The following is a 26,162-nucleotide window of genomic DNA, read 5'->3' on the forward strand; positions in this document are numbered from 1 at the left end:
GTTTGATTTGGCCTTTTTTACACCAGATTGTTCGCATAAGCAAACTTGATCAGGCCAACAAGAGAGTTAGTCTTTGTTTTTCGAAAGATGTTTTTTCGATGAGTTTCCACTGTGCGTTCACTGATGAACAGTTCTTCAGCAATGTCCTTATTCGTGTATTCTTTCGCAATCAGCTTCAGTATTTCCCTTTCCCGTTCGGTGAGCAGCTTTCCTTCATCGGGGTTTTGCAAATTTTGGATCAGCAACGTGTTGATTTCATTGCTCAGATAAGTTCTGCCAGCTCTTATTTGGTCAAGTGCCGCAATAAGCTCCTTCTGTGAGTCCTTCTTTAGCAAATAACCCTTAATGCCCTCCTTTAGGATTTCTTTTACCAGATGTGCTTCATCGTGCATACTCATAATGAGGATTTTTACCTCTGGTTTTATCCGTTGCATCACTTTTACCAGCCCCAGGCCGTCCATCCCAGGCAAGCTGTAGTCCGAAATGAGAATATCAACCGGTTCATTCTGAAGGTATTTCAATGCATCCTCGGCTGTGGAGGCCGTGCTGACCACTTCGTACTCCTCGGTATTGTTGAGCAACGATCTCACACCATCCATAAGGATGGCATGGTCGTCGACCAGAAAAACCTTCACTTTCTCCATTTTCTTAGTTCCGCTAAACTTCCGGATGAATTTAGAGGAAATATTGCTGAAAGGCTTCATGTCTGAAAATTAGTCAGGCAATCAATTTTTCAACATCCCCCCGGCAGGTGATTTTGCTCTACGTACCAGCCCTTACTAAAACAGCGCATAGGTAAGTAATGTTTCCACTTTATCAGCGTCTGTTTTCGACTGATGTCCCTTTAGAATAGCGGGAACGTTCACCGTCAGCATCGTGCCTTTTCGCCCCGGGGCTGTGTCCAGGTCAATTGTGCCTTTCATCAGATTAGTGCGTGACTGCAAGTTTTTCCATCCGTTTCCCTGGCCCATTTTTAGTATTTTTTCATCGAAGCCCATTCCATCGTCTTCTATGGTAAGCGTTATTTCAGCCTCGTCACGTGTGATTTGGATAAAAATGTTTCTAGCATCGGAATACTTGAGGATGTTGTTGGTCCACTCCTGCACGATCCGGTACAGGGATATCTCCTGAATATCGGCTAGCCGGCTATCCAGATCGAAGAAATGACTTTCTGCACGGAGCTTTCCGGTGTGATTGATTCGTGCCACCAACTCATTGACCCCAACGGGCAGTCCGTGTTGAATCAGCGCCTTTGGCATTAAGTTAAAGCATACGTTTTTCAACTCACCATACATGTCGTTGAGCACCGACACCGATTGGTCAAACATTCGCTGTCGGTCGGCTGAGGCAGAAAGCGACGCTGCCGATAGCGAATCGACGTTCATTTTTAATACCGAAATAAGCTGGCCAAAACTGTCGTGTAAGTCCTCGGAAAAGCGCTTTCTTTCACCTTCCACTGAGCTAATCACAGCCCTGAGCAATTCTTCTTGCTTAGCCAATTTTTCCTCATCCAGCTTCCTCTGGTAGTTAAGTTTGATTCTTGCTCTGACAAGCAAGCCAAGGATGATCAGAAACAGAAGAGCCCCTCCCAAGGCTACCTGAGCAACTCGGCTTTTTTGAATCTCCAGGTCTTTTTCTACCAGCGACAACCGCTGTAGCTCAAGCTCCCGGTCTTTCTTTTCCGTTTCATATTTCGCTTCAAGCTCCAATGTTGCCTTCGTCTTTTCTTCTTCAAAGGCTTTGTCTCGTAGGCCTATGTACTGTTGTTGATAGGTAAATGCCTTCTGGTAGTTACCCAACCGCTGCTCACACTTTGTAATTATTACCAGGGCTTGCATCAGCACGTCATTAGCTTTGGTAGAAGAGGCCAGCTGATATGCCTCCGTGGCGTGAGCCAATGCCTTTGAGTACTCTCCCGCCGCCAGCTCATTGCCTGCAAGGTTCTTTAGTGTGAAGGAAACTTCAGCCGTGTTGTTATTTTCTTTATGCAGTGTTAGTGCCTGTATGTAATAGTTACGGGCAACCGAAAATTCTTTCAGGCTGTCATAAGCGATCGCCAGGTTGCCTATTGGGTAGGCCATGAGCCGGCTGTACCCGAGGCTTTCATAGCCTTGAAGCGATTTTTCGGCAAACTCGATCGCCTGACTGTAGTTTCCAAGAATAATAAGAATGGAGGCTATGTTTCCCTGCACAACTGATGAGCCGAAAACTGATTGTTCGCTTTGATAGATTTCGAGGGCTCGCTCGTAGTATGTGAGCACTTTTGTATAGTCCTTTTGTTTTTTGTACACAATGCCGATATTCCCCAGCACCATGGCCTGGGAGAAAAGGTCATTGACGGCTTCGTACATCCTTAGGGCCTGAAAGTAGTTGGTCAGCGCCATTTCATCTTTGCCTAGCTGGTCATGCACCATGGCAATGTTGTTGAGCGATGCGGCAATGTCGGTAGTATCGCCAAGTGCCTGCTTAATGCCCAGGGACTTATTGAAAAAAAGCAGCGCACTGTCGAAGTTGCTCGTGGCTTCATAAGCGGCACCAACCGATTGAAGTGACAAAGCTTTCCCTTCCAGGTAATTGGCTTCTTCCGACAACTTTAGAGCGGACTTGGCAAGCCCCATCGCTTTTATGGTGTTTGCTTGCCGGTAGTGCCAGGAAATTGCGTTGAGCGTGGATATTTTATCGTTGCCCGTTTGTTGTGGTAAAATTTTCTCCAGGCTGTCAAGCTCAGCATTTTGCGCCAATAAGGCCGCCCCTCCCGAAAGCGAGAAAACAAAAAACAATAATACCCTTAGGCTCATACTAACTGTTGGCTGTAAATCCCCTAAAGGTATACGAGCAAAAGGGAATAACAAATGCCCCGTATGGGGTATATGCTACCTCTGTTGCCTAGGTTTAAAAGCTATCATAGCAGGTGCTTATCAATCAGCCTTTTAGCTCAAACTCCCGAATTGTTTTTTCGATAATGTCGCAACAATCGTGAAGCTGTTCTTCGGTCACTACCAATGGGGGGGCAAACCGAATAATGTTGCCATGGGTCGGCTTGGCCAAAAGGCCATTGTCTTTAAGAGCCACGCAAATATCCCAGGCTGTGCTACTGTCTTCTGTATCGTTGATAAGAATGGCGTTGAGCAGTCCCTTACCCCTTACCATTTTCACAAGCTTCGTTGTCGCTATGAATTTGCCCATTCTTTCACGAAAGATTACCCCCAGTTGGCGGGCATTCTGTGCGAGTTTCTCGTCTTTCACAACATCGAGCGCCGCCATGGCCACCTTGCATGCCAGTGGGTTGCCACCGAAGGTAGAACCATGCGTGCCGGGGGTGAGCACATCCATGATGCGGTCATCGGCAAGAACGGCAGACACCGGATAAGCACCACCCGACATGGCTTTGCCAAGGATAAGAATATCAGGCTTTGTATAAGTCGCAGGCTGCCGCTCGCAATTGCCTTCACACGAGCAGTTGCCGCAAACTGCCAGCAAACTGCCAGTACGGGCGATGCCCGTTTGAATTTCGTCGGCAATGAATAGAACGTTGCTGGCTTTGCACAAAGTAGCGGCTTCCCTTATATAGGTGTCGGCTGGTGTGTAAACTCCTGCTTCGCCCTGGATGGGCTCCACAAGAAAGCCCGCCACATTCGGATCCTTCAAAGCTTCTTTTAAAGCTTCAATGTCATTGTAGGGTATCTTTACAAAACCGGGCGTAAGCGGCCCAAAGTTTCTTCTGGCCCCCTCATCGCTGGAAAAAGACACGATTGTAGTGGTGCGACCATGGAAGTTTTGCTCGCACACAATGATTTTTGCCTGATCGGCATCAATGCCCTTCTTCTCATAACCCCACTTTCGGCATACTTTAATCGCTGTTTCCACTCCTTCAGCGCCGGTATTCATCGGCAGCACTTTTTCGAAACCAAAATATTCAGTGGCATATTTTTGAAAGGCACCAAGGGCATCGCTGTAGAAGGCCCTTGAGGTTAGCGTCAAAGTCTCGGCCTGTTCTTTTAAAGCGCCAATGATTTTTGGATGGCAGTGCCCCTGATTGACAGCTGAGTAGGCAGAAAGAAAATCGTAGTACTTCTTCCCTTCAATGTCCCACACAAAGACTCCCTCTCCCCTCGAAAGCACAACTGGTAGCGGATGGTAGTTATGCGCTCCATACTTGTTTTCCAGCTCCATCGCTTCTTTGCTACTCATTGTCTTGATCATATCTTTGACTTTAGGATTGAACAATTGCCTGTTGGGCAGGGTTTCAAAGGTAAATAAAAGCCCCTAGACCGAAAAAGGCGATGGAGAAAGAATCAGCAAAGAAGGTTGAGTACGGGTTGAAGACCGAAGATTACTACCACACCAAAGAGGGATTCCTTGTCTTTACAAAGGAATACCACCTGAAAAGAGGCTATTGTTGCAAGAGCGGGTGCAGGCACTGCCCTTACAACTACAAAAGAAAAGATGCATAATTATTCACCCCCGTTTGTTGGTAATCAAATTTTTCCGATATTTGCAGACCCATTTCAAAAATACACTTATAAGACAATGGCGAGAGTTTGTCAGATAACCGGAAAAAGCACACGTGTGGGAAACAATGTTTCTCATGCAAACAATAAAACGAAGCGCAAGTTTTACCCAAACCTGCACACAAAGCGTTTTTTTATCCCTGAGGAAAATCTTTGGATCACACTGAAGGTGTCATCAACTGCTTTAAGAACCATCAACAAGAATGGTATCAGCGCTGTTTTGAAAAAGGCGAGAGCTAAGGGCAACGTAGTATTTTAAGCTAGAAGAATAGAATAGTCATGGCTAAGAACAAAAATAGAGTTCAGGTAATACTAGAGTGCACAGAGCACAAGACGACTGGTCTTCCAGGTACGTCACGTCACATTACCACAAAAAACAGGAAAAATACTCCTGAAAGACTTGAGATGAAGAAGTATAACCCCATACTTCGTAAGTATACTGTCCACAAAGAAATTAAATAATCATGGCAAAGAAAGTAGTTGCAACCCTGAAGAAAGAAGGTGGCAAAACCTATGCGAAAGTGATCAAGGCTGTAAGGTCTGAGAAAACTGGTGCATATACTTTCCGTGAGGAAATGGTTCCTGCTGACCTTGTAAAAGATACACTAGCGAAATAAGCTAGTTAACAGTACTTATTGACAAGAAAGTCCCTTCATGGGACTTTTTTTGTTATCAAGAGATGGAGACCAGCTCCTGGCACCGCCATTATTTTTTCAATAATAACCAAACGGAGAATCATTTTCCGATGGTTTAAGTTTGTAATTTGTATTTTCCGTTGGCTAAAGGAGATACTCATTGTGCAACTCCACAGTCAATAAGCAACCCTATTATATATGGCTTTATTTGGATTCATGTCCAAGGACAAAAAAGAGTCGCTGGACAAAGGACTGGAAAAAACGAAGGAGAATTTTTTCTCGAAGCTCGGCAAGGCGGTAGCCGGAAAGTCGACGGTAGACATAGATGTGCTCGACGAGCTTGAGGAGGTGCTGGTATCGTCAGATGTTGGCATTGAAACCACAGTAAAAATAATTGACAGAGTGGAGGCAAGGGTAGCCAAAGACAAGTACCTGGGCACCTCTGAGCTGAATGTTATTCTCAGAGAGGAAATTGCGGGACTGCTCTCTGAAAACAATACTGAGGATATTGAAGATTTTGAATTGCCAAAAGACAAAAAACCGTATGTGATCCTGGTGGTGGGTGTCAACGGTGTCGGCAAGACTACTACCATTGGCAAGCTTTCACATCAGTTCAAGCAAAAAGGATATAAAGTGATATTGGGCGCAGCCGACACTTTCAGGGCGGCAGCTGTAGACCAGATCAAGCTTTGGGGAGAGCGAGTTGGCGTGCCTGTGGTGGAGCACGGCATGAATACCGACCCGGCTTCAGTAGCTTTCGATGCAGTGAAAAAGGGTGTAGATGAACAAGCCGACCTCGTTATTATTGACACGGCAGGTCGGCTTCATACCAAAGTGAACCTGATGAATGAGCTTTCGAAGATCAAAAAAGTAATCCAGAAGTTTATTCCGGATGCTCCACACGAAGTAATGCTGGTGCTGGATGGTAGCACAGGACAAAATGCTTTTATTCAGGCACAGGAGTTTACAAAAGCGACGGATGTCACCTCTCTGGCCATCACTAAGCTGGATGGCACCGCCAAAGGTGGCGTAGTCATTGGCATATCGGATCAGTTCAAGATTCCGGTGAAGTATATTGGTGTTGGCGAGAAAATGGAGGAGCTACAGGTGTTCAACAAAATGGCTTTTGTGGAGTCGTTCTTTACAAGGAATTGAAAAAAGCTATTTCAGTAATGTTTTGTAGTTTTGTTTAAAGCGTTGTTATGGCAGAGTATATTATCAGCATTGACGAAGAGAGCAAAAAAGGCAAAGCTTTAAAAGCTTTATTAGAAAATGCTCAAGAGCTAAATATTGCGAAGCTTCGGGCATATACTGAGGAAGGTGAGGATGACGCTTTCGCTGACTTGTTGGAAGAGGAGCTCAAAACTAATGAGTTCGTATCCAAAGATATGATTATGAAATCATTGAAAGCGAATGAAAGTAACCTACGGAAAAAGACTACTTAAAGACATTGATTCGATCCAAACGCTGTCTGTGAACCTCCTCCTCCAGGAAACTCTTGAATTAATACAATCAGCACAAACTATTCGTGATATTCCAAACATTAGAAAACTCAAGGGTCACAAAGGGTTTTTCAGGGTGCGATTGGGAAGCTACCGATTGGGAATCCACGTTGATGGCGATCGGGTAGCAATACTGCGATTTTTACATAGAAAAGAGATTTATAAGAAATTTCCTTGAGTTCCCTTTTCCAGTCGTTTACCTACTTTAACTTTTTCTTGGAATCCTTCGGCCGCAAGGGAACTGCTTTGTCTCTGAAAGCCAGCTTATAGTAGATGTGGTAACCGAAACCAAAATTTCCGCCACTGGTCACTACCCCATAACCTGGGACAGCATAAGGAATAAGTGTTTCTGCTCCCTTTGTCTTTTGGCCAAACTTCCCTCTTAGGGTGTAGCCCATATAAAACTGCTTCCACACCTTCACTTTCATGCCAAACACAGCCTCTATCCAGTGGGCGTTGAGGCCAACGTTAGCCACGTCGACACTGGCAGGGCCCCAGTACGGCACCGCATAATCGAAAGCCAGCGACTCGTCGAAAGTGGCGTGCGCATATCTTAGCCCGAAAAAAACAACGTCTTTGTTTGGGTTGTAGGGAGTCAGGTTAACGTCGACCCCGGCCCGGTAGAATGTGCCATTGGTGGTGTGTGTAAACCCCTCTGCCGAATTGTCTATCTCTTCCCTTCCAAGATCCAGCACAAAAAAATATTTATTTAAGTCAATGTCTGCCTGAATTTCCTGCCGGTTATAGCCATCAGTCAGGGCTGTTTTTGCAAGCCCGAAAACGTCTGCCCCCACTCTAACCGCTGACGGACGCCAGTCTTCATCCTGGGCCCAGCTGACTGCAGGCAGCAGTAGCAGAGAAAACAAAAGTTGACTAGCGGTAGATTTTAACATTGACTTCTCCAAGTAGGGTAAGTTCTGGCTTGTTTACAATGACCGAGTCGTAAAACCCTTCAAACTCAGTTGTCAGGTTCTGAAACCTGAACCGGGGGCCGCAGTCTGGCGAAATCAGGTATTCCTTTCGGTCGTAGGCAAAAGTCACTGAGTTGCACGTATCGTTGAGGCAGAAATGGTAAGTGGTGCTCGCTGCTTCCGGATTGACGTATAGTCCATATATTGAAAGCGTTGTGTCGGCATAAAGCAAAGTGTCCGCATCATCGGCCCAAAGCGAGTCAAGCTGAACAGATTCAACGGTTTCAACACCAGCGTCGTTAACCGTGTAAAAGCTTGCCGTTACATAAGGCAGATAAATATCCGAGCAGGAGGGGTCGGGTGCACAGGCAGACCAGCCCAACACAAAAATTAATAACCAAAGATGCCAGGAAAATTTCTTCAAGATCATATCGACTAACCCAACGGCAAAAATAGAATTTATTGTTGGATACGTAACCCTATTCCAAATTTGAATAGGAGCTATCATACTAAACGCAACACTTTTGCCAACGGGGAACTAACACCACCGGAAATTGTTAACTTGCGAGCCCATTGGCAGATAGAGATCAAATTCGTGGAAACCAGTGGCCAAATCCAATCTGACATTTGAAAACTAAAGGACTAAAAAATACGAAAGTGAACATCGTTACCCTGGGGTGTTCCAAAAACTCTGTTGATTCGGAAGTTTTGCTTACCCAACTGCGGGGCAACGAAATTGACGCTGTGCACGAATCTGAGGATGACGATTCTAATGTGGTTGTGATTAACACTTGTGGCTTTATTGACAATGCCAAGCAAGAATCCATCGACACCATTCTGCGCTATGTAGATGCGAAAAAGGAAGGACTGGTTGAAAAGATATATGTGACGGGTTGTCTCTCACAAAGATATAAAGACGACCTGGAGAAGGAGATTCCGGAAGTGGATGCCTATTTTGGCACGAGAGATTTGTCGAGGCTTTTGAAGGAGTTCAAAGCCGACTATAAGCACGAACTGGTGGGTGAAAGGATTTTGACCAACCCTGCTCACTACGCCTACATGAAAATATCGGAGGGTTGCGACAGGCCGTGTTCATTCTGCGCAATACCGCTGATGCGTGGCGGCCATATTTCCCGGCCTATTGAAGAATTAGTGAAAGAAGCGGCCCATTTAGCCAAGAATGGCACTAAAGAACTTTTGCTTATCGCCCAGGACTCAACCTACTATGGCCTGGATTTGTACAAGAAAAGAAACCTGGCGGAGCTGCTGCAACGCCTTTCGGATGTAAACGGCATCGACTGGATCCGTCTGCACTACGCATTTCCGGCTGGCTTCCCTATGGATGCACTTGATGTAATGGCAGAGCGCCCTAACATTTGCAACTACGTAGACATTCCCCTTCAACATGCTTCTAACAACATGTTGAAGATGATGAGACGGGGCACCACCCGGGAGAAAACCGAAGACCTGCTGGCGACCATGCGCTCTAAAGTTCCGGACATCGCCATCCGCACTACGCTGATTGCTGGCCATCCTGGTGAAACGGAGCAGGATTTTGAAGAGATGATGGATTTTGTTCAGAAGTCGAAGTTTGACAGGCTGGGGGTGTTCAACTACTCACATGAAGAAAACACCCACTCATATAGCTTTGAAGACAATATTCCTGAAAATGTTAAACAAGAACGGGCCGATGCCGTTATGGAGGTGCAGGAAGCCATTTCCTACGAGCTGAACCAGCAGAAAATAGGCAAGACCTTTAAAGTGTTGGTGGATCGCAAAGAAGGTGGTAATTTCATCGGTCGAACAGAGTATGACTCACCCGAAGTTGACAACGAAGTCATCATTGATGGAAAAGAAAATTATTTACGTATTGGCGATTTCGCCACAGTTAAGATTTATGATGCTGCCGAATTCGATTTGTTTGGAGAATTGTTGTAACCTGAAATGAGAGTAGAAAAAATATCCCTGGGAGAGACTGGACAGTTCTCTCCTATTTTTTTGGAATACCTGGCAAAAAATGAGTCGCTAAAAGACTTTTATCAATACTATCCCTCAGTTGAAAATGCTGAGAAGCAGATAGCGCTGAAAAAGGCTTTTCCCAAAAGAAACAGGCTAAGGCTGGAGGCAGTACTCAATGAACAGTATGGTGCGCTGGATATGTCGCCCAGGCTGAGAGAGAATATTCACGCACTTTCTGAAGAAAACACATTCACAGTCACCACCGGGCACCAGCTAAATATTTTCACTGGGCCCTTGTACTTCATCTACAAAATTGTGACTGTGATAGATGCCTGCAAGCAGCTAAAGGCAAAGTACCCCAATTACCACTTTGTGCCAGTGTACTGGGCTGCTTCTGAGGATCACGATTTTGAGGAGATTAGCTATTGTTATTTGTACGGCAAGAAGTACACCTGGGAAACTGATCAAAAAGGTGCCGTAGGGCGTTTTATGCCTCAGTCGTTGAGCAAGGTGCTGGATGAGATGCCAGACAAGGCTCCGGTTTTTGAAAAAGCCTATCTTGACCACAGCAACCTGGCTGATGCCGTTCGATACTATGTGAATGAGCTGTTCGGTCACGAAGGCCTTGTGATGGTGGATGGGGATCACCCGGATTTAAAAAGGATTTTTGCTCCCATCATCAAACAAGATATTGAAGAGCATGTGTCGGGCAAGCTGGTAGATGAAACCACTAAAAAACTTGATGATGCTGGCTTTAAGACGCAGGTACATGCCCGGGAAATCAACTTCTTTTACCTGAACAGCATCCACCGGGATCGGATCATAGAAGAAGATGGCATCTACAAAGTAAACAATACTGACCTGTCGTTCACAAGGGAAGAGCTCTGGCAACTGCTGGAAAAAAGCCCGGAGAAATTTAGCCCTAACGTAATCATGAGGCCTGTGTACCAGGAAGCCATTCTCCCCAACCTGGCCTATATAGGTGGCCCGGCTGAGGTGGCCTATTGGCTGCAATTCAAGGCTGTTTTCGATCACTATCAGCTACCTTTCCCCATGCTGATGCCCCGCAATTTTGGGCTGGTGGTGCAAAAAAGCCAGGCAAGCAAAATTGAGAAACTGGGATTGAAGCTTGCGGATCTTTTTATGGAAGGGCATGAGATCAGGAAGAAGTATGTGAGGGAGAACTCCGAAAATGACCTGCTGCTGGGAGAAGAGAAAGCAGCTTTTGCGAAGCTCATGGAGCAGGTGAAAGCCAAAGCAGTGGCCATTGATAAAACGCTCGATGGCTACATGGGCAAGCAAGAAACCCGGCTGCTGCAGGAGTTTGAGGGCATGGAGAAAAAGCTGCAAAAGGCCGAAGAGAATAACCAGGCGGTGGCGATCAACCAGATTGAAAGTATTAAAGAAAAGCTTTTCCCCGGAGGCTCATTGCAGGAGCGCCACGACAACTTCCTCAACTTTTACCTCACCAATCCTGCTATTTTAGACGAGTTCCTCAAAGGATTTGATGCATTCGACTTTTCCTTCCATATTTTTATGGAAGAATAAGTTTCAATGGACAAACCGGCACTTCGTAAAATTTACCTTGAGAAGAGAAAAGCCCTGAGCCAGGAAGAGTGGCGGATGGCTTGTGGCAGCCTGTTTGAGCAGGTGAAAAACAATGGGGCGCTGATCGGGCCTGGCCCGGTTCACATTTTTTTGCCAATAGAGAAGTTCAAAGAAGTAGACACCTGGCCCATTATTCGCTGGCTGTGGCAGGACGGAATTCGCACGATGACGTCCGTCACCGACACTGAGCGAGGCACGCTTTCTCACGTTTGGGTTGACGACAAAACACATTTCAACACCAGTAAATGGGGGATTCCAGAACCCCTAAATGCTCCTGCTGCTGATCCTTCGATCTGCACTGTGATTTTTGTGCCGCTTCTGGTAGCTGACAAACACGGGAACCGAATTGGCTATGGCAAGGGCTTTTATGATGGGTTTCTTTCTTCGCTACCCGAGAAGACAAAAAATATTGGACTGTCACTGCTGCCCATATTGGAAGAGATCAACGTAGCGGAACAACATGACGTGAAGCTTGACATGGTTTTGGCACCGGAGCGAAATTGACAACCAGTAGCAAGTAGTTACTGGGAAGCCAGCCACCACTTACTGTCTACTGATTACCAATTACCTTCCTTAAATCCTCGCCTGATAAGTATATAGATCAAAGTACCTGCCTTTTTTCTCTATCAGCTCTTCATGTGTACCCCTTTCAGCAATTTTGCCTTGCTCAATCACCAGGATCTGGTCTGCCCGGCGGATGGTGCTGAGGCGGTGAGCAATGACAAACGTGGTACGGTCTTTCATCAGCTCTGCCAAACTTTTTTGGATCATCGACTCGCTTTCTGTGTCCAGGTTGGAGGTAGCCTCGTCCAGGATGATCACTTTAGGGTTTGCGAGGATGGCCCTGGCAATGGCTATACGCTGGCGTTGCCCCCCTGAAAGTTTAACGCCTCTTTCACCAATTACTGTGTCCAGCCCCTCTTCGAAGCGATCAGTAAACTCGTGCACATAGGCGGCCGTTACCGCATTTTTCAGCTCCTCTTCCGTGGCGCCGGGCCTTGGAAATAAGATGTTTTCCCTTATCGTCCCTTCAAAAAGAAAGTCGTCCTGCAATACTACTCCCAGGTACTGGCGGAAGCTTTTCAGCCCCACTTTCGAAAGGTCTTCCCCGTCGAGCGTAATGCGGCCGGATTTTGGCGTGAGGAAGGTGGCTGCCAAACCCGCTATGGTTGTTTTTCCCGAGCCGGAAGAACCCACCAGGGCTGTCACCGAACCAGAGGGAGCGGTGAACGTAATATCGTGGATCACTTCCTTGCCTTCTTCATAAGCAAAGCTGACATTCTCAAAGGCATAATCACCTTTCAGCTTTTTCAGCTGTATTGGCCTTTCCTCAGGCATGTCTTCAGGATCCATGTTCATGATCTCCTCTGTGCGGTCAAGTCCTGCAAAGGCCTCAGTTAGCTGGCTGCCGATATTGCTCATTTGCACAATGGGTGCTATCATAAAGCCCAGGTAGAGGGTGAAAGCAATGAAATCACCCATGGTCATCTCGTTGGTGATGATCTGGTAGCCACCAATGCCCATAATGCCTGTGGAGGCCAAGCCAAGCAGAAAAGTAGCGGAGCTGGTCACAAATGCGGTGGCGGTAAGGCTTGCTTTCACATTTTGAAAAAGCCGCTCCACGCCAGCTGCAAAAGTATTGTTTTCCTGCTCTTCGGCGTTGAAGCCCTTGATCACCCGCACACCATTCAAGGTTTCTGTGAGGCGGCCTGTTACTTCGGCGTTGATCACACCACGCTCCCGAAAAATAGGGCGAATTTTCCCAAAGGCCTTCATGGCGATAAAGGCGAAAATACCTACCGGCACCAACACGTAGAACGTCATCATTGGGCTGATGCGAATCAGCAGCACCAGCGAAATAACGGCAGTAATGCTGCCGCCAACCAGTTGAACAAGGCCGGTGCCGACGAGGTTTCGCACGCCTTCCACGTCGCTCATGACACGGCTGACTAAGGCGCCTGACTTGTTGTTATCAAAATACGAAATAGGCAGCGACAAAATCTTTCGCTGTACCTGTGCTCTGAGTTTACTAATGAGCAGCTGGGCCTCTACGCTAAGCAGGCGGGTGAGAGAAAACGACGTCACGGCCTGCAAGGTAATGGATGCCACCACCGCTATGAGCAAGAGTTTAAGCATGTGTAAATCCTGATTGACGATGACATCGTCGATCAGGTATTTGGTCGCTCCCGGCAGCACTAAGCTGGCCAGGCGACTAATGATGATGAGCACCAGGCCAACTGCCACAATCTTGCGACGTGGCCAGATAAAATCTTTGAACGCCTGAGCTACGGTTACTTTTGATTTCGGTTTGGACATGAAAAAAGGGATGGTTGGTTTCTCGGTTGTAAGTTAACGGATTAGTAACTGATTTAGCAGGGCAAATAGTTCTACCGAAGACGGGCGCCCTGTCAGAAAGACGCACTGGCAGCATGGATTACTTTAAGAACAGGATAAAAAATCTCATTTAGTGTGCGACTTGCCTGCGGATGGTATTTATCAAAGCAAGCGAATTATTATGAAATTCTGTACTTTCATTTTTTGTAACATCTTCGAAAAGCCAGCACCGAAGCATGTGTCATCTGCTATCAAGTTATTTTATCCGTTAACCCAACCACACCATGCGCCCTACCTTTACCCGCCGGGACTTTGTAAAACTCGGTTCAATTCTCGCAGCCGCTTTGGCCACACAGCCCATACAGGCACTGTCCGTCAACGACCCCTGGAAAATGAGACGGGGCGATAAGCAGAAAGTCATCATTATCGGCGCAGGCATGTCCGGGTTATCTGCTGGCATGGAATTGCGCAACCTGGGCCATGAGGTGCAAATTATTGAAGGCCAGATGCGAGCCGGAGGTCGTGTGTTCACTGCCCGGAACATGTTTGCCGACGGACTCTATGCCGACATGGGTGCCGCCCGTATCCCTGAAGACCATGAGTGGACCATGAAATACGTAAAGCAATACGGGCTTGAGTTATATCCATTCAACCCCTCTGAAGGCGGTTTGCTGCACATGGTAAAGGGAAAAAAGATCCGCTATACCAGCAACCAACCAGCTCCCTTGAAAGATTACCCGTTTTCGCTCACCCCCAAAGAAGTCGCTATGGACTGGGCGGGCATTAGTACGCAACCGTTTCAATCCATCATGGCCCAGGTGGGTGATGCCCGGGATTTGAGCTGGCCGCCAGCATCCATCGCAGGTTACGACAAGCTTACTTTCAAAGAGTTTCTTGTGAGCGAAGGCTACAGCTCGGATATCGCTGGTGCACTGATGCTGGGCTGGGAAGAAGCAGGAGAAAAAGGCCTCTACTTCTCGATTCTTGAAATGGTTCGGGAGACAAGCCTGTCGTTTGGCGCCACTCGCAATAAGATTGTGGGAGGCAATGACCTGCTGCCACGTGCGTTGGCCAAAGACCTTGGGCAATTGATACAATACGGCACCAAAGTGCTGGCCGTCGATCAGGATGAGACGGGTGTAAGCGTAACCGTGGATAGAGGAGGTGAACGCTCCACACTCAGGGCCGACAGGGTGATTTGTACCCTGCCCTTGCCTGTGCTGAAGAAAATGGATTTTGTGAAGAAGCTTTCAAGTCCCAAACAAACTGCTATCAACAATATGGGGGGCTGGAACCTCGGCCGCACAGCCATGCAGGCAAGAGACCGCTACTGGAGAAAGGACGGCCTGACGGGCTTTGCTGCTACTGACCTGCCTTCCGAAATCTGGGACCCACACTATGAGTCGGAAGCCACCCGGGGCATTATCGCTCACTATGTGAAAGGCAGGGACGCTGGTAAGTTTATGACAATGAGTGCTGAGGAGCGCCTGGCCTTTTCTGCCAACCATGTCGACTCGGTTTTTCCCGGCCTCAAGCCGCAGCTGGAAGGGGCGTTTATTAAAGTATGGGGTGAGGACCCCTGGGCCGGGTATGCGCACGCCATTGGCACACCCAATGACTTAACACAACACCTGCCCCACCTCATCACGGCCGAAGGCCGCATCCACTTTGCCGGGGAGCATGCTTCGGCCTATCATGGGTGGATACAGGGCGCTATTGAGTCGGGCAACCGGACGGCGAAGGAGGTAAATAGCTTTTGAGGTGACGGAAGTTTTGTGTGAAGACAAACAAACCGGCAGCAGGTTGAAGACACCCCTGATAACACAGTTTTTGAGTTGACTTTCCTTATCTTGCCTTTACCCCCAAACCACATTTTCTATGAAATACTTCGGCCTTTTCCTTCTGCTGACTTGCTTTTTAACTGGCCAGGCCCAGGAGCAGGTGTATTTTAACGCCAAAATATTCACTGCCAATCCCCAGCAGCCTTACGCTAACGCCCTGGCCGTGAAAGGAACAACCATTGTGGCCGTTGGCAACTACGAACAGGTGAAGGAGAAAGTTGGCGAGCAAGCCGAGTGGATTGATTTGCAAGGCGGCTTTGTGATGCCAGGGCTGGTCGACAGCCACAACCACGGCATTGACGGGGGCATGGGGATGACCAAGGCGAATGTGAACGACCTGTTTCTGGATGTGGATCAAATCCACCAGTTTGCCCGTGAAACGCTAAAGAAAAAAGAAGGCATGACCGGCGATGTGCTGGTGATTTATGGCCTGAACATCAGCACCTGGAAGGCGCTTGACACGGTGATCAAACTTTTCAATAGTGGCGAGTTCAAAACCCAGCCGGTGTTTCTTCGGGGCTCCGACTGGCACACTGCCTGGGCCAACAAAGCCATGCTGAAACGGGCGGGCGTGACCAAAGCCTACCTGGCATCACTGACGGGTGACGACAAAAAGTATTTCGGTGTGGCTGCCGACGGGGAAAGCAATGGGTTTGTGTCCGAAGATGGGCAGCACAAAATTGAGGCCGTGCTGGAGCCCGACACTGACTTCAGCCTGGGGGCCATCAAAGCCATGGCCTACAACAATGGGTTTGGCATTACTGCCTTTCTCGACCCCTCCGCTGCCCGGCTACCCGGCCCGCACGACAATATGCTGGCCTGGTACCAGCGTTTGGAGCAACAAGGCCAACTCACCGCCCATATAGCCGCTACGGTGGTGGCGGAGGTGAATGCCGACCCGGTACCCCAAATGACTGCTGTAAAGGCCCTGCAACAACAGTATAATGGCAACAACCTGCAGGTGTTGGGCTTCAAGGTTTTTGCTGATGGCGTGGTAGAGCACCCTACGCACACAGCGGCCCTGTCGCTGCCGTATACTGGTACACAATCGAAAGGGGTGATGATGATGGATCCGGAGAAGTTTGCCCGGTTTGCTACCCTGGCCGACAAGGAAAACCTGCTGGTGCATGTGCATGCCATTGGCGACCAGGCTGTGACGGAAACCCTCAATGGCTTTGAGGCCATGAGGAAGGCCAACAAAAGTATGGCGCTGCCGCACACCATTACCCATCTGCAGTTTGTGCAACCCGCCGACTTCGACCGTTTTGCCAGCCTGAACATCCTGGCCTCCTTTCAGCTGCTGTGGGCCCTGGGCGACGAAACCACCATTGACATCGTAAAGCCATATGTGGATCCATCGATTTATCAGTGGATGTACCCGGTGCGGTCGATGCTGCAGGCGGGGGCCACTATATGCGGTGCCAGCGACTGGCCCGTGTCGACAGCTAACCCGTTTGAGGCGATGTACTATGCTGAAACCCGGAAAGGAGCGCTGGGGGTGCTGGATGCCAGCCAAAGCATGCCGAGAATGGCGATGCTCTACGCTTACACCTCCGAAGCGGCCAAAGCACTGATGATGGAAAACCTCATTGGCTCGCTTCAGATTGGCAAGTCGGCCGATTTTATCCTGCTCGACCGGGACGTGCTCACGGTGGGCCCTGAATCGCTAAAGGCCACGCAGGTGCTGTGGACGGTGTTTGAGGGGAAGAAGGTGTATGAATTTGCTGGCAAGTAGACAATCAGGATGCTGGCGGGAAATTGACTCGGACATACTCCAGGAGCCTGTCATAATCTTTATCAACCTGGTACACCCGGCGTACCCGGCGGTCAGGAAGTTTGATATCCAGATACCGATACCCGGCTCTTCCCCTCAAACGCACGGAGCGCACCTCGCTCAAAGCGATCTCCTTCTTAGCGCTTCTTTTAAGGGTGAGGATGAACAGCACTGCATGAGGCAGGCCAACTAACAACCCTAAACCCAGCGACGCATAATCACCACTCCCAGTGATGAAGTTGCTGACGTAAATAGTGCCGAAGGCAATCCAGCAGCTACTCGACACCAACTGGAGCCAATACCAGGTTTTGACATTGTCATCGACGACGATCCTATCCTCCTCAAATGAAATTTTGCCGCTTCCTATTGGAAAAGTTGCTGGCAGTTGATCGGTAGTCGGGTTGAGGTTCATCATTGAAAATAATGTTGACAGTCAAGCAAATTATTAACGAGTACCAGAAACGGAAGTGATCAGTCGGTGTTCTTTACCTGAAAGTCTACATGGACGCTAAACCATTCTCTGGCTGTTATCAATGCTTCCTGGTAACTTTTTGTTTGCAGATCGCCGGAAGCAGTCGTTGCAATAGGAAAATCTACTATCTGTGGTGCTAGTAGCTCCAATATCCTGTAGGCACAGTTGATGGTATTGGTTTGATCAGGGTTAGCAGACTCACAATTCTTTTCGTTGCTGTAGAGCAATTCTACCAAGTAGTCGTAGAGTTGCTTTTGCTGGGTGTAAATAATTGACGGGGCCATGTCGTAGACCATATCGTCATTTACTTCAATTCCTCTCACTTTGTTATTCACCAGGTTGATGGCCGTTTGATCACCCAGTCTGGATAATGCCAGGTAGGCAGCCCATCGCACCTTTGCCGAATTGCCGGGTTGCGACAACTGCCTGAGAGCTGGGGCGGCGCTCTGGTCTTTCAGCGTTCCGACCATTTTTATTAATACCTCCTTCTTTGCCACCTGCCGATCAAGCGTCTGGATAAGGGTTTTCTTCTGCGAGGCATTGAACAGCGATGACGGAACAGAACTAAGATTTTGAATGGATAAGCCAACGATGTCGAGAGACTCGTCCGTCATGCCCTGTAGCTGAAGGGCCAGTATTTGTTGTTTGGCCGCAGGAGCAGTGGTGCTCTTTTGCATGACGTCAAGGGATTGGTAGCAGGCTCTTCTTACTGTTGCGAGGGTGTCTCTAACAGCATTTTGAATGACTCTTATGTTATTATCGATTTGCTGGGTCTGCCTTAAGACTTGATAGGGAAGTGCTGACGAATTTCCTTCCCTTACGCTGGCTAGAAAAGTAAGCAGGCTGCCTGACTCTACTTGTGCAATAAGCCCTAAGCGCAAAAAAACATTAAGTAAAAAGCATATAATCGCTATCTTCTTCATCTGCAAGCATGTTTTAAAACACAATTCGACACCAAGTTGTGGTGACAGTTACTCCACTCGTAGTTTAACACATCTCAACTCGACCTGTTTAGCCCACGATACTAGCAGCTCTCCGCTATTCCTTGATTAACCTAGCCGTTCCAATTGCCCCGTCCTTTAGCTGTATAATTACCAGGTACAAGCCCTTTTGATAATGTTGAATATTCAGTTCAAAATTGTTGGTAGGCTGGCTCAATTCTGCCTGATAAATTGACTGCCCATTGATTTTTTTTATTGAGACGGCGTGAAGAGCCTTTGGTGAATTGATCGTAACTAGTTCACTTGAAGGGTTGGGAAACATAGTTATGCCCAACTTTTTCAGATCTTCACCTTGGATGCCCGTCTTAATCGAAGCAACAAAGGAATACGGCCCCTGGCCACCGGCGTTATATGCGGCAATACGGTATGCAATTGGGTCAAGTGAAAAGTCGATAGGCTCAGAGAATGTAGTTGTGTCTTGTGAGACTGAATCAACTACTGTAAAAGTCTCGCCGTCCGCTGTGATCCGCTCAATTATGTAGCCCTCCTCAGTTTGGTTATCGACCCAAAATAAGCGAATTGTTGATACTTCCTTTTTAAGTCGAAAGCCGTTTGGAACCAACGGCACTTCGATTGCTGTGGAGAACTCCACTGGATAAGCATAGTAGTTTTCTAAACCAGGCACAATTGGTTTTACCGAGTACTGATAGGTAGTGTCGGCGTCGAGGCTTTCTACCAGGAGTGTTGGTTCAGTTACCTCTACAGCTGTATAGTTTTCCAGGGTGTTTTGAAAATAGTCTTGCGACACACTGACAATGTAGGACGTAGCTCCTTCCACTTCTGGCCATTGGAGAACCACGTGATGGGCACGAGTTTCAACTGGTTGGCCAATTGCTGAAGGAGCATTAAGAAATTCAAATTCGTTGATGGAGAAAGTGGTCTTTTTGCCCCAGCCATCTTCGGTGAAAAAATATTTGAATCCGTAGATTTCGTTGTTTGGGTTGAAAAATGGAACCCTTCCTTCACCCTCCACATAAGCACTAATAATTTCGTTATTTTTTACATCATAATAGGCTTTGCTTAATATAAGCGTATCACCGTGAAGTGTTGTTAGGTGTTCTTGTTCACCGAATGGCCCAGGGCCGAAGGGGAAAGTCAAAGTAGCCGAATAACCCAATGGGCCAATAGAGAAGCCGATGCTTTTATCGTAGTTACGGGGAGACGGTTGGTTGACAAACTGTAGGTCTCCAAAAGCAGTGGGATGGTAGAGGCTAATACCGCTAAAAGTAACACCGTGCCAGGCTGGGTCATCAATACCCTCTGGACTCTGGCTATCAGACATATCCAAAATTCCTGACCATGGTCGAAATCTCAATCCGCTGCCGGGAAGGAACTCAAGCGTGTCCGAACTGTTAAGTAAACTATTTTGACTAAGGTTTCCATAGAATATTTTTTCCTCGTCAGAGGCACTGTTTATCCCTCCCAAAATTCTAAAGAAATACGGCTCATCATTTTTCAAACTATTTACGTTGGGGAAACTGTACCCGACGTCTAACGCAAACCGATAGTTGTTATCATCTATGGAAGAGCCTTCTTGAATGTAGACCAACGAACCACTGAACAGTTTTAATGTAATATCATTGTCCTGTAAATTGATCAGTTGCTCTTTAATAGGAATCCTTCCATAAAGATAATTTGCAAACACTATTTCACTGTGTTCGTTTTCTAACAATATTGGGTAATTCGATCCCTTGAGCGGCAAAAATGCCTCGAAGCTTCCCATCATACGAGCTCCCTCCCTTACAATAACCACCTCATCATACTCAAACCTTGACTCATTGCTGTCAAAAAAGAAAGGAACGGAGGCCAGGTTTGGCCTCTTAAATTCAATCCTACCACTATCCAAATAGAAAGAGCCACCGGTATTATTGATACGCAGATTGTCAAATGAGGTGTAAAGTGTGTCAGCAATTTTCTCGCCGCTAGGATATGTTTTTGGATAGTATATCCAGTAGCCGCTTCCCGAGAAGTGGTTCAAATCATCATTGGAGTCAGTTAATTTAACATAGTTACCTGCCGCTGAAATTTGATAGGCAATCAAACGTGTCTTAAAAGTACTTATTGGCCCGTTATCAAAGTACAAGACGTCGTCTTCTATTCCTTTTCCTGATACTTGCCACGCAATGTTGGAATTAACGGGAAAGCTTCCAGAATCATCCAGCCTCTCCGCAATATTAATATCATTCGCCGCCGCCGGCATCGTAAATTCCCTGAAATATATAGGCTCATTATTGATAATCGCATCTTCTTTTGTTTGCCCCTCGTTGATCTTAACCACGGTTATGGTGTAATAGACGTCCATTTCGGTGTCGATAAATCGCTCAAAAGGAGCCCACATAACACTTACAATCTCAGTAAAACCAAACCGATAGCCCTCCTCTGGAAAGACTGGCTGAATGGTGTTTGTTGTTGTCTGCGAAAAGCCAAAGAAAGCCGAGACAATAATCATTAGAGTTAGTAGAATTCTTTTCATCTATGCTGATTAATTGTTACAAATTCATTTGAAAATCCTTGTTAATCCCGAAGCTGAATACCAGTATCTGCAAGTGGCCGTTCACCTTGCCATATAAAATGCTGGGAGCGGGGTTGAATCTCATATTGGCATTGGCAGCCAGGTAAATGTCCACCAGGGTGATAGTGCCCGTTTTGCCGGAAACTTTCTTTTGATACTGGGCATATATCTGCGCCCAAAGCTCAAGCCAAAGTCCGGCTTCTTTCAACTGAAAACTGGGGTTGTATTGCGCAATTACCTGCACGCCAGCTGCCGCTCCGGCTTCGATGACCAGATCAAATTCGACAATCGCTATGTCGACATGAATGGGGTTCGGCTTGAACATGAATTCCAGTCCCAGCCCCAGATTGGCAGTATTTTGATTGAGGTCGAGCCAGCCTGTGGGGCCAAAGCCGGCGCAGTTCAGGATAAACTTGAGCCGTTCCTGCTGACTGCCCAACGCCACTCTCCATGCTCCGGGTTTCACATCCACCAGCAAACTACCCTGTGCACAAAGCACCCCTGGCTTTTCAAAAGAGGCGGCCAGGTGTCCAAAAAAGTGCTGCTCTGCCGAATTGTACTTCAAGGCAATAGTACCCTTAATAACCGCTGTTTGATCAATGGTTGCCACTTGCGGAACACTGCTAAGCATCTGGCCATTGCCCAGGAAGTCAACCGTAAAGTCGCCAGTAGCAGCCACGTCCATTTTTGCATCAATCTCCAGCCGGAGCATTTTGCCATTTTGCGGGCCGAAAGCCACCATATGCAAGTAGGCTCCATAATTGTTGTTGCCGTCAGGTACAATACCTTCCAGCCCATTGGCCGTCATGTGGCGGTAAACTCTCCCTTGCAAAGCCACTATTTTGACTACCCCGAGCTCTATTTCGTCAGTCACTTCCTTGATCGTTGAGGGCTGCATCGGTTGCCCCATTTTGTCGGCGTCGGCAGGTTCCCCAGGGTTAGGTGGAGGACCTCCACTTCCAACCTCAGCCATCCAGAAGCTCACATTATCCTTTCTTCCGCTCATAAAGGCGAGTTGTATGTGGAAGGGCTTCGGGACTTTCACAAAGGCGTCTATATCTTTGGCCGACCATGAGTCACCATACTGAGGATCCCCTTTTCTGAAGTGAATAATTCCATTGAGGTCAAGCGCCGGGGAGCGCACACTGATGGGGACGGGGTCAAAAAGCAGATCCTTCGGATTAGCTCCCGAGAGGAGCTTCCCGCCGACAGCGGCAAAGTCCACGGGGATGGAAATGCCCACGTCGTCGCCGAGCAGGTTATTGACCAACTCGTTGCCCGCAGCCGACACCTTCTGCCTGACTGCCCCGGCCACCGCCTCCAACGCACCCTGCTTGATTTGATTGACAATTCGATCCGCACTTATGTTGGCTATCAAATCTTGCCCTACACTTTTGATAGCCTCCAGCATCTTGTCCATGTCGACCTGAGCACCCAGCTCATCCCCGAGGCCTTTGAGCTCATCATCAAATCCGTCGAGCACGCCCTGCATAATTTCGGAAGGATTCTGATCCTGGTTAATGGCACCAAGCACCACGTTTTCGGCAGTTTGCCTGACGAGTCGCTTAGCCCTCTCATTCAAATTAGTGCTTATGAAAGAAGTGACTGGAAATACGATATTTTGATTAACCGATGAATTGAGCGCAATGGTAAGTTCATTGACGATTGCCTCTCTGGTGGAGTTGGCAACTGCCTCTACTATTAAAGAAGCGTCTGGAGCATCCTGGGAGAGGCTTGCTATTACATCTGAAGAAACTGTGGAAATAATTGCTGTCACTGCCTGATCCACTTCCTGCTTCACCGAGCTGGTTAGCTGGTTGGCTTGTCCTATGATCACACCATTTATATTATTGGTGGCCTGCTCTACTTTCATCAAAAATCCATCTCCCAAAGAAGCGACTTTATCTATAGCAAAATTGGTAGCAAATCGCTTCAGCTCTGCAACTATGTCTGATATGTTGTCGAAATCCTCCTCGCTATTCTGAATCTGCTCAATCAACCCATCTACAACTGTGGGATCGTTAGCCAACTCCCGGAAAAGCTCCAAATACGCCAGCAACCGCTCTTTGCGATCAGCGATTGATTCATAGTCAATTGCTGTAGGTTCCTCAGGAACATTTACCAGGGCCTCTAAATCATGGGCCTGCCCACCCAGGCTTCCTGAGGCAGATGCAATCAAGTCAACAGTTGTCCCTTTAAGTGCTTCCGTTTGCTGCTCCACTTTTTGAGTGAGGTCCTCTTCCAGGGCGGCCATCTCTTCTTGCAATTTGTCAAGGCCATTTTGAGCCGATGCCAGGTTGAATGCTCCCTGCGTAGGCGCTGGCATATAGCTCTTGTCCAGCATGGCATTTTCAACCATGGAATAGAGGTTGAATGCGGGTGCCCCGTCGTCGCCACTAACGTCCTCACCCATCACCACTTTCCCTGAAATGGCAAAACCATAATAGTTCTGAGTCCGACCGGCACTGAGGGCATCGATAGTCACCGGATATCCTCTAAAGGTGGCGTTGACCTGATTGGTAAGGGCCAAAACCCCTTCCGGTACGTAAAAACCGACCCTGTAGTCTCCCCACACGTTGAAGTTATTGACTTCGCTCAACGTTACACCGACAGAAGGCCATGATACATCCATCGTAAGTTGCAGGTGATCGTTGCCTGCCATCTGGCCTTGCTTGATTGTTAGGTCAACCGCCAGCTCTCCTCCCTCCGGATTGAACCTGAACGTTTTATTGTTCAGGTTGGCCAGGGTTCCCGGCCGAAACCCTCTATCGTACAATTGAGATCGGAACTCAAAAGGTGTGGTCGTGTCAATAAAAGGCACCAGAAAATTTCCCTCCAGCCTGCTGGTCTCATTGGCTTGCTGATTGTTGATGTCCAGTGTAAGCCGGGTGAAGTTGGCTGGAAAAGTATTGAATTCCCCAGCCACAACGAACTGCAAATCATGCTTCAGGGTAAAACCCTCTCCGGTGACCCCAACCAGGCTATTCGGGGATGTATTCAGATCAATAACACTTTCGAGTTCGCTGCTGAGTGCAAACTGCCCTGCCCCATCCATCGCTTTTGCAATTTTCAGGGTAGACTGCTCAATGTAAACCCCCTTCCAGTAAGGCTGACCGGCAAACTTACCTGGCGATGAGGCATCATCCAGGTCAATGATGCTTTTGCCCGGAAGCAATTCCATGCCCGTGCCCGCTATTACTCTCAGTGGAACTGTATTGGTTGAGTCGGATATCTCTATTAGCCTAAGATTGTCCACCTGATTAAAAGCCCAGGTAGCATTGCTCCCTGTGATTGATTTGGTAGAGGGGGTAGTCAGCGTTCCATCAAAGCCAAACCAATACTGATTGTCGAAGATTACCACTGTGCTGGTAGGAGAAAGGTCAAGCTTGAAAAACTGAGGATCCAGTAGCTCGAAAGAATTGCTGGTGGTGAGGTTCGCTACTCCCGAAAGCCGAAAATCGTTAAAGTCGGAAGCGAACTTCTCCGATGTAACTTTTCCAGTGCCCGATGAGAGCAAAGGAAACGGTAGATCCCAGGAGAAACTCCCTTCGACAAACAAACCATCCTTTGTTATTTTATAGTTAGTTGCCAGAAAAGTAGCCTCACCATCTGCCTCATTCCCTGGAGTAAGTTCGAAAGTAATGGGGCTGGTTTCGACGTTAATTTCTCCATCGATCATGTAGACAAAGCCCCCCCTTTCAACTATTTTGATCTCTTCAAAAGAAATATTAGTCCAGACTTCATCATCCTGCGAAAGCCGTACTCTCCCCAGTCCGGAAAAATGTGAAAAGTCTTTGTTTATTATCTTATCTACTTCAATTCTGTGAGAGGCCGCATAGAATCTCTCCACGATAGGAGGGCCATAGAAAACGGACAGGTCACTTTTCGCTACTTCCTGCCCATTAGAAAAGGCCTTTATTTGCCAAACATAACCTTTATCTATCGTAGGAAATGGAAGCCTTTCCGCATTTGTAAAACTATAGTTAAAAGGATCTGTTAACCGGTAATACCAAGACTGATTTGTCAAAAATGCTTCCCCAGGCTCCTCACTGTCCGAAAACTCTTTAACCACCACTTGATAGTTGACATATTGTTTTGGAAGCTTGTTATTCGGTGCCGAAAATAGCAGTGAAGCTACGTCCCGTCTTTTAAAGCCATAGCCATACTCGGGGTAAATCAAGTCTATTTTCCCGCCGACAGGCCAACCATAGTAAAGCAGCCTAAACTCACTATAGCCATTGTTTTTATACCTGTCTTTACCATCTGCGTCTTTCGCTTGTACCCTGTATACATAGGCCTTACCTGCCTCAAGAAGCGGATCAGCGGGGCCATAGGTGTAGTTAGTGTTTTGTAGCAAGTCGCTTTGAAACACCTGCAACGCCTGCCCGTTCTGCACAGCGCTTAATGGGTTGGCCCCCGGCTCAGTCAGCTCCCACATGGTCAGCTGAAAATCTGTTCCCAGGGTATTGTTGGCACTAGCAGTATTAAAGAGCTGCCAGGTAATGGGAAAGGTAGTTGTAGTTGCCGGATCCAGAAACTCGCCTTCGCCCGGGCTGATTATTCTGGGTGGATCCAGCAATTGTATCCAGACGTTGGCGCAACTTTCCTGCGATAGCAATTCTCCTGTGTTATAATCCAATACCTGCAGACAGATAGAATACATGCCCTCCGGTAGCCTGCCCGAGTTGATGATCTTGCTGGCATTCGGACCGTTTACATTCAGGTTATTGAAGTTAAAATACTCTGCCCAATCCGACCCGCTGAAAACATAAGGTGCCCCGGGCTGAACGGTGATGGGTGCGACAGGGGTAAACCCATTTTTGGTACGGAGCCGCACACCCATGCTTTCAATAGAAAGCCGAAGTTTAAAAGTCCACGACGCTTCGTTGAAGTCGTTGAAGACAATGTTGGCTGTGAGCCGGTTGCTTCCCTCTGCCGTGTAATCGCTGAGGTAAACTGAGTAGGGCGGTGGCAAAACTGGCTGTATATCGGCGGGGTAGCGTTGCACCTGGGCCAAAGCACCGTGCACAACAAGCACCAGCGAGGCGAATAACAAAAGCCATCGCCGTTTCTTCGTCGCACGCATTGTCTGGTCAGGTATG

21 protein-coding genes are annotated in these 26,162 nt (G+C 47.7%); 11 read left to right on the forward strand and 10 right to left on the reverse strand.

The window, feature by feature from the left end:
- Positions 1 to 17: 17 nt before the first annotated feature.
- The 3 genes from AAC052_RS09170 to rocD all read right to left on the reverse strand — a co-directional run bounded on the left by AAC052_RS09170 (position 18) and on the right by rocD (position 4,203).
- Positions 18 to 704: a response regulator transcription factor gene (locus AAC052_RS09170; RefSeq protein WP_339812710.1), complete on the reverse strand. Its 687-nt coding sequence runs from the start codon at positions 702 to 704 to the stop codon at positions 18 to 20.
- Positions 705 to 779: 75 nt separating this feature from the next.
- Positions 780 to 2,798 (reverse strand): tetratricopeptide repeat protein, encoded by a 2,019-nt coding sequence (locus tag AAC052_RS09175; protein WP_339812713.1) that lies wholly within the window; start codon positions 2,796 to 2,798, stop codon positions 780 to 782.
- Positions 2,799 to 2,922: 124 nt separating this feature from the next.
- Positions 2,923 to 4,203: an ornithine--oxo-acid transaminase gene (gene rocD / locus AAC052_RS09180; RefSeq protein WP_339812716.1), complete on the reverse strand. Its 1,281-nt coding sequence runs from the start codon at positions 4,201 to 4,203 to the stop codon at positions 2,923 to 2,925.
- Between the two features lie 80 nt (positions 4,204 to 4,283).
- On the opposite strand from rocD, the gene AAC052_RS09185 reads away from it, so the two are divergent.
- The 6 genes from AAC052_RS09185 to AAC052_RS09210 all read left to right on the forward strand — a co-directional run bounded on the left by AAC052_RS09185 (position 4,284) and on the right by AAC052_RS09210 (position 6,591).
- Entirely contained in the window at positions 4,284 to 4,454 is a 171-nt protein-coding gene (locus tag AAC052_RS09185) for a DUF5522 domain-containing protein (RefSeq protein WP_317489229.1), read from the forward strand.
- Positions 4,455 to 4,530: 76 nt separating this feature from the next.
- Positions 4,531 to 4,770, forward strand: a complete 240-nt coding sequence (rpmB, locus tag AAC052_RS09190) for a 50S ribosomal protein L28 (RefSeq protein WP_151997710.1) — start codon at positions 4,531 to 4,533, stop codon at positions 4,768 to 4,770.
- A 20-nt stretch (positions 4,771 to 4,790) separates the two neighbouring features.
- Positions 4,791 to 4,973: a 50S ribosomal protein L33 gene (rpmG, locus tag AAC052_RS09195; protein ID WP_151997711.1), complete on the forward strand. Its 183-nt coding sequence runs from the start codon at positions 4,791 to 4,793 to the stop codon at positions 4,971 to 4,973.
- A gap of 2 nt (positions 4,974 to 4,975) precedes the next feature.
- A complete protein-coding gene (locus AAC052_RS09200; protein ID WP_151997712.1) occupies positions 4,976 to 5,128 on the forward strand; it encodes a DUF4295 domain-containing protein in 153 nt (50 codons plus the stop codon).
- Between the two features lie 216 nt (positions 5,129 to 5,344).
- Positions 5,345 to 6,301, forward strand: a complete 957-nt coding sequence (gene ftsY / locus AAC052_RS09205; RefSeq protein ID WP_317489228.1) for a signal recognition particle-docking protein FtsY — start codon at positions 5,345 to 5,347, stop codon at positions 6,299 to 6,301.
- A 47-nt stretch (positions 6,302 to 6,348) separates the two neighbouring features.
- Complete coding sequence (locus AAC052_RS09210) at positions 6,349 to 6,591, forward strand: hypothetical protein (RefSeq protein WP_317489227.1); 243 nt, start codon at positions 6,349 to 6,351, stop codon at positions 6,589 to 6,591.
- Positions 6,592 to 6,848: 257 nt separating this feature from the next.
- Here the strand turns inward: AAC052_RS09210 and AAC052_RS09215 are convergent, their stop codons facing one another.
- Entirely contained in the window at positions 6,849 to 7,541 is a 693-nt protein-coding gene (locus AAC052_RS09215) for a DUF6048 family protein (RefSeq protein ID WP_317489226.1), read from the reverse strand.
- Positions 7,522 to 7,983, reverse strand: coding sequence for a DUF6452 family protein (locus AAC052_RS09220; protein ID WP_317489225.1), 462 nt, complete (start codon positions 7,981 to 7,983; stop codon positions 7,522 to 7,524). The genes AAC052_RS09215 and AAC052_RS09220 overlap by 20 nt, the downstream gene beginning before the upstream one ends.
- 203 nt (positions 7,984 to 8,186) lie before the next feature.
- Here AAC052_RS09220 and rimO point away from each other — a divergent pair, with 203 nt between their 5' ends.
- Genes rimO through AAC052_RS09235 form a run of 3 tightly spaced genes read left to right on the forward strand, consistent with a single transcriptional unit; the run spans position 8,187 to position 11,630 of the window.
- The gene (rimO, locus tag AAC052_RS09225; protein ID WP_339812717.1) at positions 8,187 to 9,497 is read left to right on the forward strand and encodes a 30S ribosomal protein S12 methylthiotransferase RimO; all 1,311 of its coding nucleotides are present in this window, start codon (positions 8,187 to 8,189) and stop codon (positions 9,495 to 9,497) included.
- 6 nt (positions 9,498 to 9,503) lie between these two features.
- The gene (gene bshC, locus AAC052_RS09230) at positions 9,504 to 11,066 is read left to right on the forward strand and encodes a bacillithiol biosynthesis cysteine-adding enzyme BshC (protein ID WP_339812718.1); all 1,563 of its coding nucleotides are present in this window, start codon (positions 9,504 to 9,506) and stop codon (positions 11,064 to 11,066) included.
- Positions 11,067 to 11,072: 6 nt separating this feature from the next.
- Positions 11,073 to 11,630 carry a 5-formyltetrahydrofolate cyclo-ligase gene (locus tag AAC052_RS09235; RefSeq protein WP_339812720.1) on the forward strand — a complete coding sequence of 186 codons (558 nt, stop codon included), beginning with the start codon at positions 11,073 to 11,075 and terminating at the stop codon, positions 11,628 to 11,630.
- A gap of 69 nt (positions 11,631 to 11,699) precedes the next feature.
- Here the strand turns inward: AAC052_RS09235 and AAC052_RS09240 are convergent, their stop codons facing one another.
- Complete coding sequence (locus AAC052_RS09240) at positions 11,700 to 13,442, reverse strand: ABC transporter ATP-binding protein (RefSeq protein ID WP_339812722.1); 1,743 nt, start codon at positions 13,440 to 13,442, stop codon at positions 11,700 to 11,702.
- Between the two features lie 302 nt (positions 13,443 to 13,744).
- Between AAC052_RS09240 and AAC052_RS09245 the strand changes: the two genes are divergently transcribed.
- Both AAC052_RS09245 and AAC052_RS09250 read left to right on the forward strand, forming a co-directional pair.
- Positions 13,745 to 15,220: an FAD-dependent oxidoreductase gene (locus AAC052_RS09245; RefSeq protein WP_317489220.1), complete on the forward strand. Its 1,476-nt coding sequence runs from the start codon at positions 13,745 to 13,747 to the stop codon at positions 15,218 to 15,220.
- A gap of 118 nt (positions 15,221 to 15,338) precedes the next feature.
- Complete coding sequence (locus AAC052_RS09250) at positions 15,339 to 17,036, forward strand: amidohydrolase (RefSeq protein ID WP_339812726.1); 1,698 nt, start codon at positions 15,339 to 15,341, stop codon at positions 17,034 to 17,036.
- Positions 17,037 to 17,040: 4 nt separating this feature from the next.
- Here AAC052_RS09250 and AAC052_RS09255 read toward each other — a convergent pair whose 3' ends face one another.
- The 4 genes from AAC052_RS09255 to AAC052_RS09270 form a co-directional block, all read right to left on the reverse strand.
- Positions 17,041 to 17,490, reverse strand: a complete 450-nt coding sequence (locus AAC052_RS09255; RefSeq protein WP_339812728.1) for a hypothetical protein — start codon at positions 17,488 to 17,490, stop codon at positions 17,041 to 17,043.
- A 56-nt stretch (positions 17,491 to 17,546) separates the two neighbouring features.
- The gene (locus AAC052_RS09260; protein ID WP_339812730.1) at positions 17,547 to 18,470 is read right to left on the reverse strand and encodes a HEAT repeat domain-containing protein; all 924 of its coding nucleotides are present in this window, start codon (positions 18,468 to 18,470) and stop codon (positions 17,547 to 17,549) included.
- A 115-nt stretch (positions 18,471 to 18,585) separates the two neighbouring features.
- Complete coding sequence (locus AAC052_RS09265) at positions 18,586 to 21,021, reverse strand: T9SS type A sorting domain-containing protein (protein ID WP_339812732.1); 2,436 nt, start codon at positions 21,019 to 21,021, stop codon at positions 18,586 to 18,588.
- A gap of 16 nt (positions 21,022 to 21,037) precedes the next feature.
- Positions 21,038 to 26,146: a hypothetical protein gene (locus AAC052_RS09270; protein ID WP_339812734.1), complete on the reverse strand. Its 5,109-nt coding sequence runs from the start codon at positions 26,144 to 26,146 to the stop codon at positions 21,038 to 21,040.
- Between the last annotated feature and the right edge of the window lie 16 nt (positions 26,147 to 26,162).

Origin of the sequence: uncultured Imperialibacter sp. (assembly GCF_963974565.1) — a bacterium.
In the GTDB taxonomy this organism is placed as follows: domain Bacteria; phylum Bacteroidota; class Bacteroidia; order Cytophagales; family Cyclobacteriaceae; genus Imperialibacter; species Imperialibacter roseus.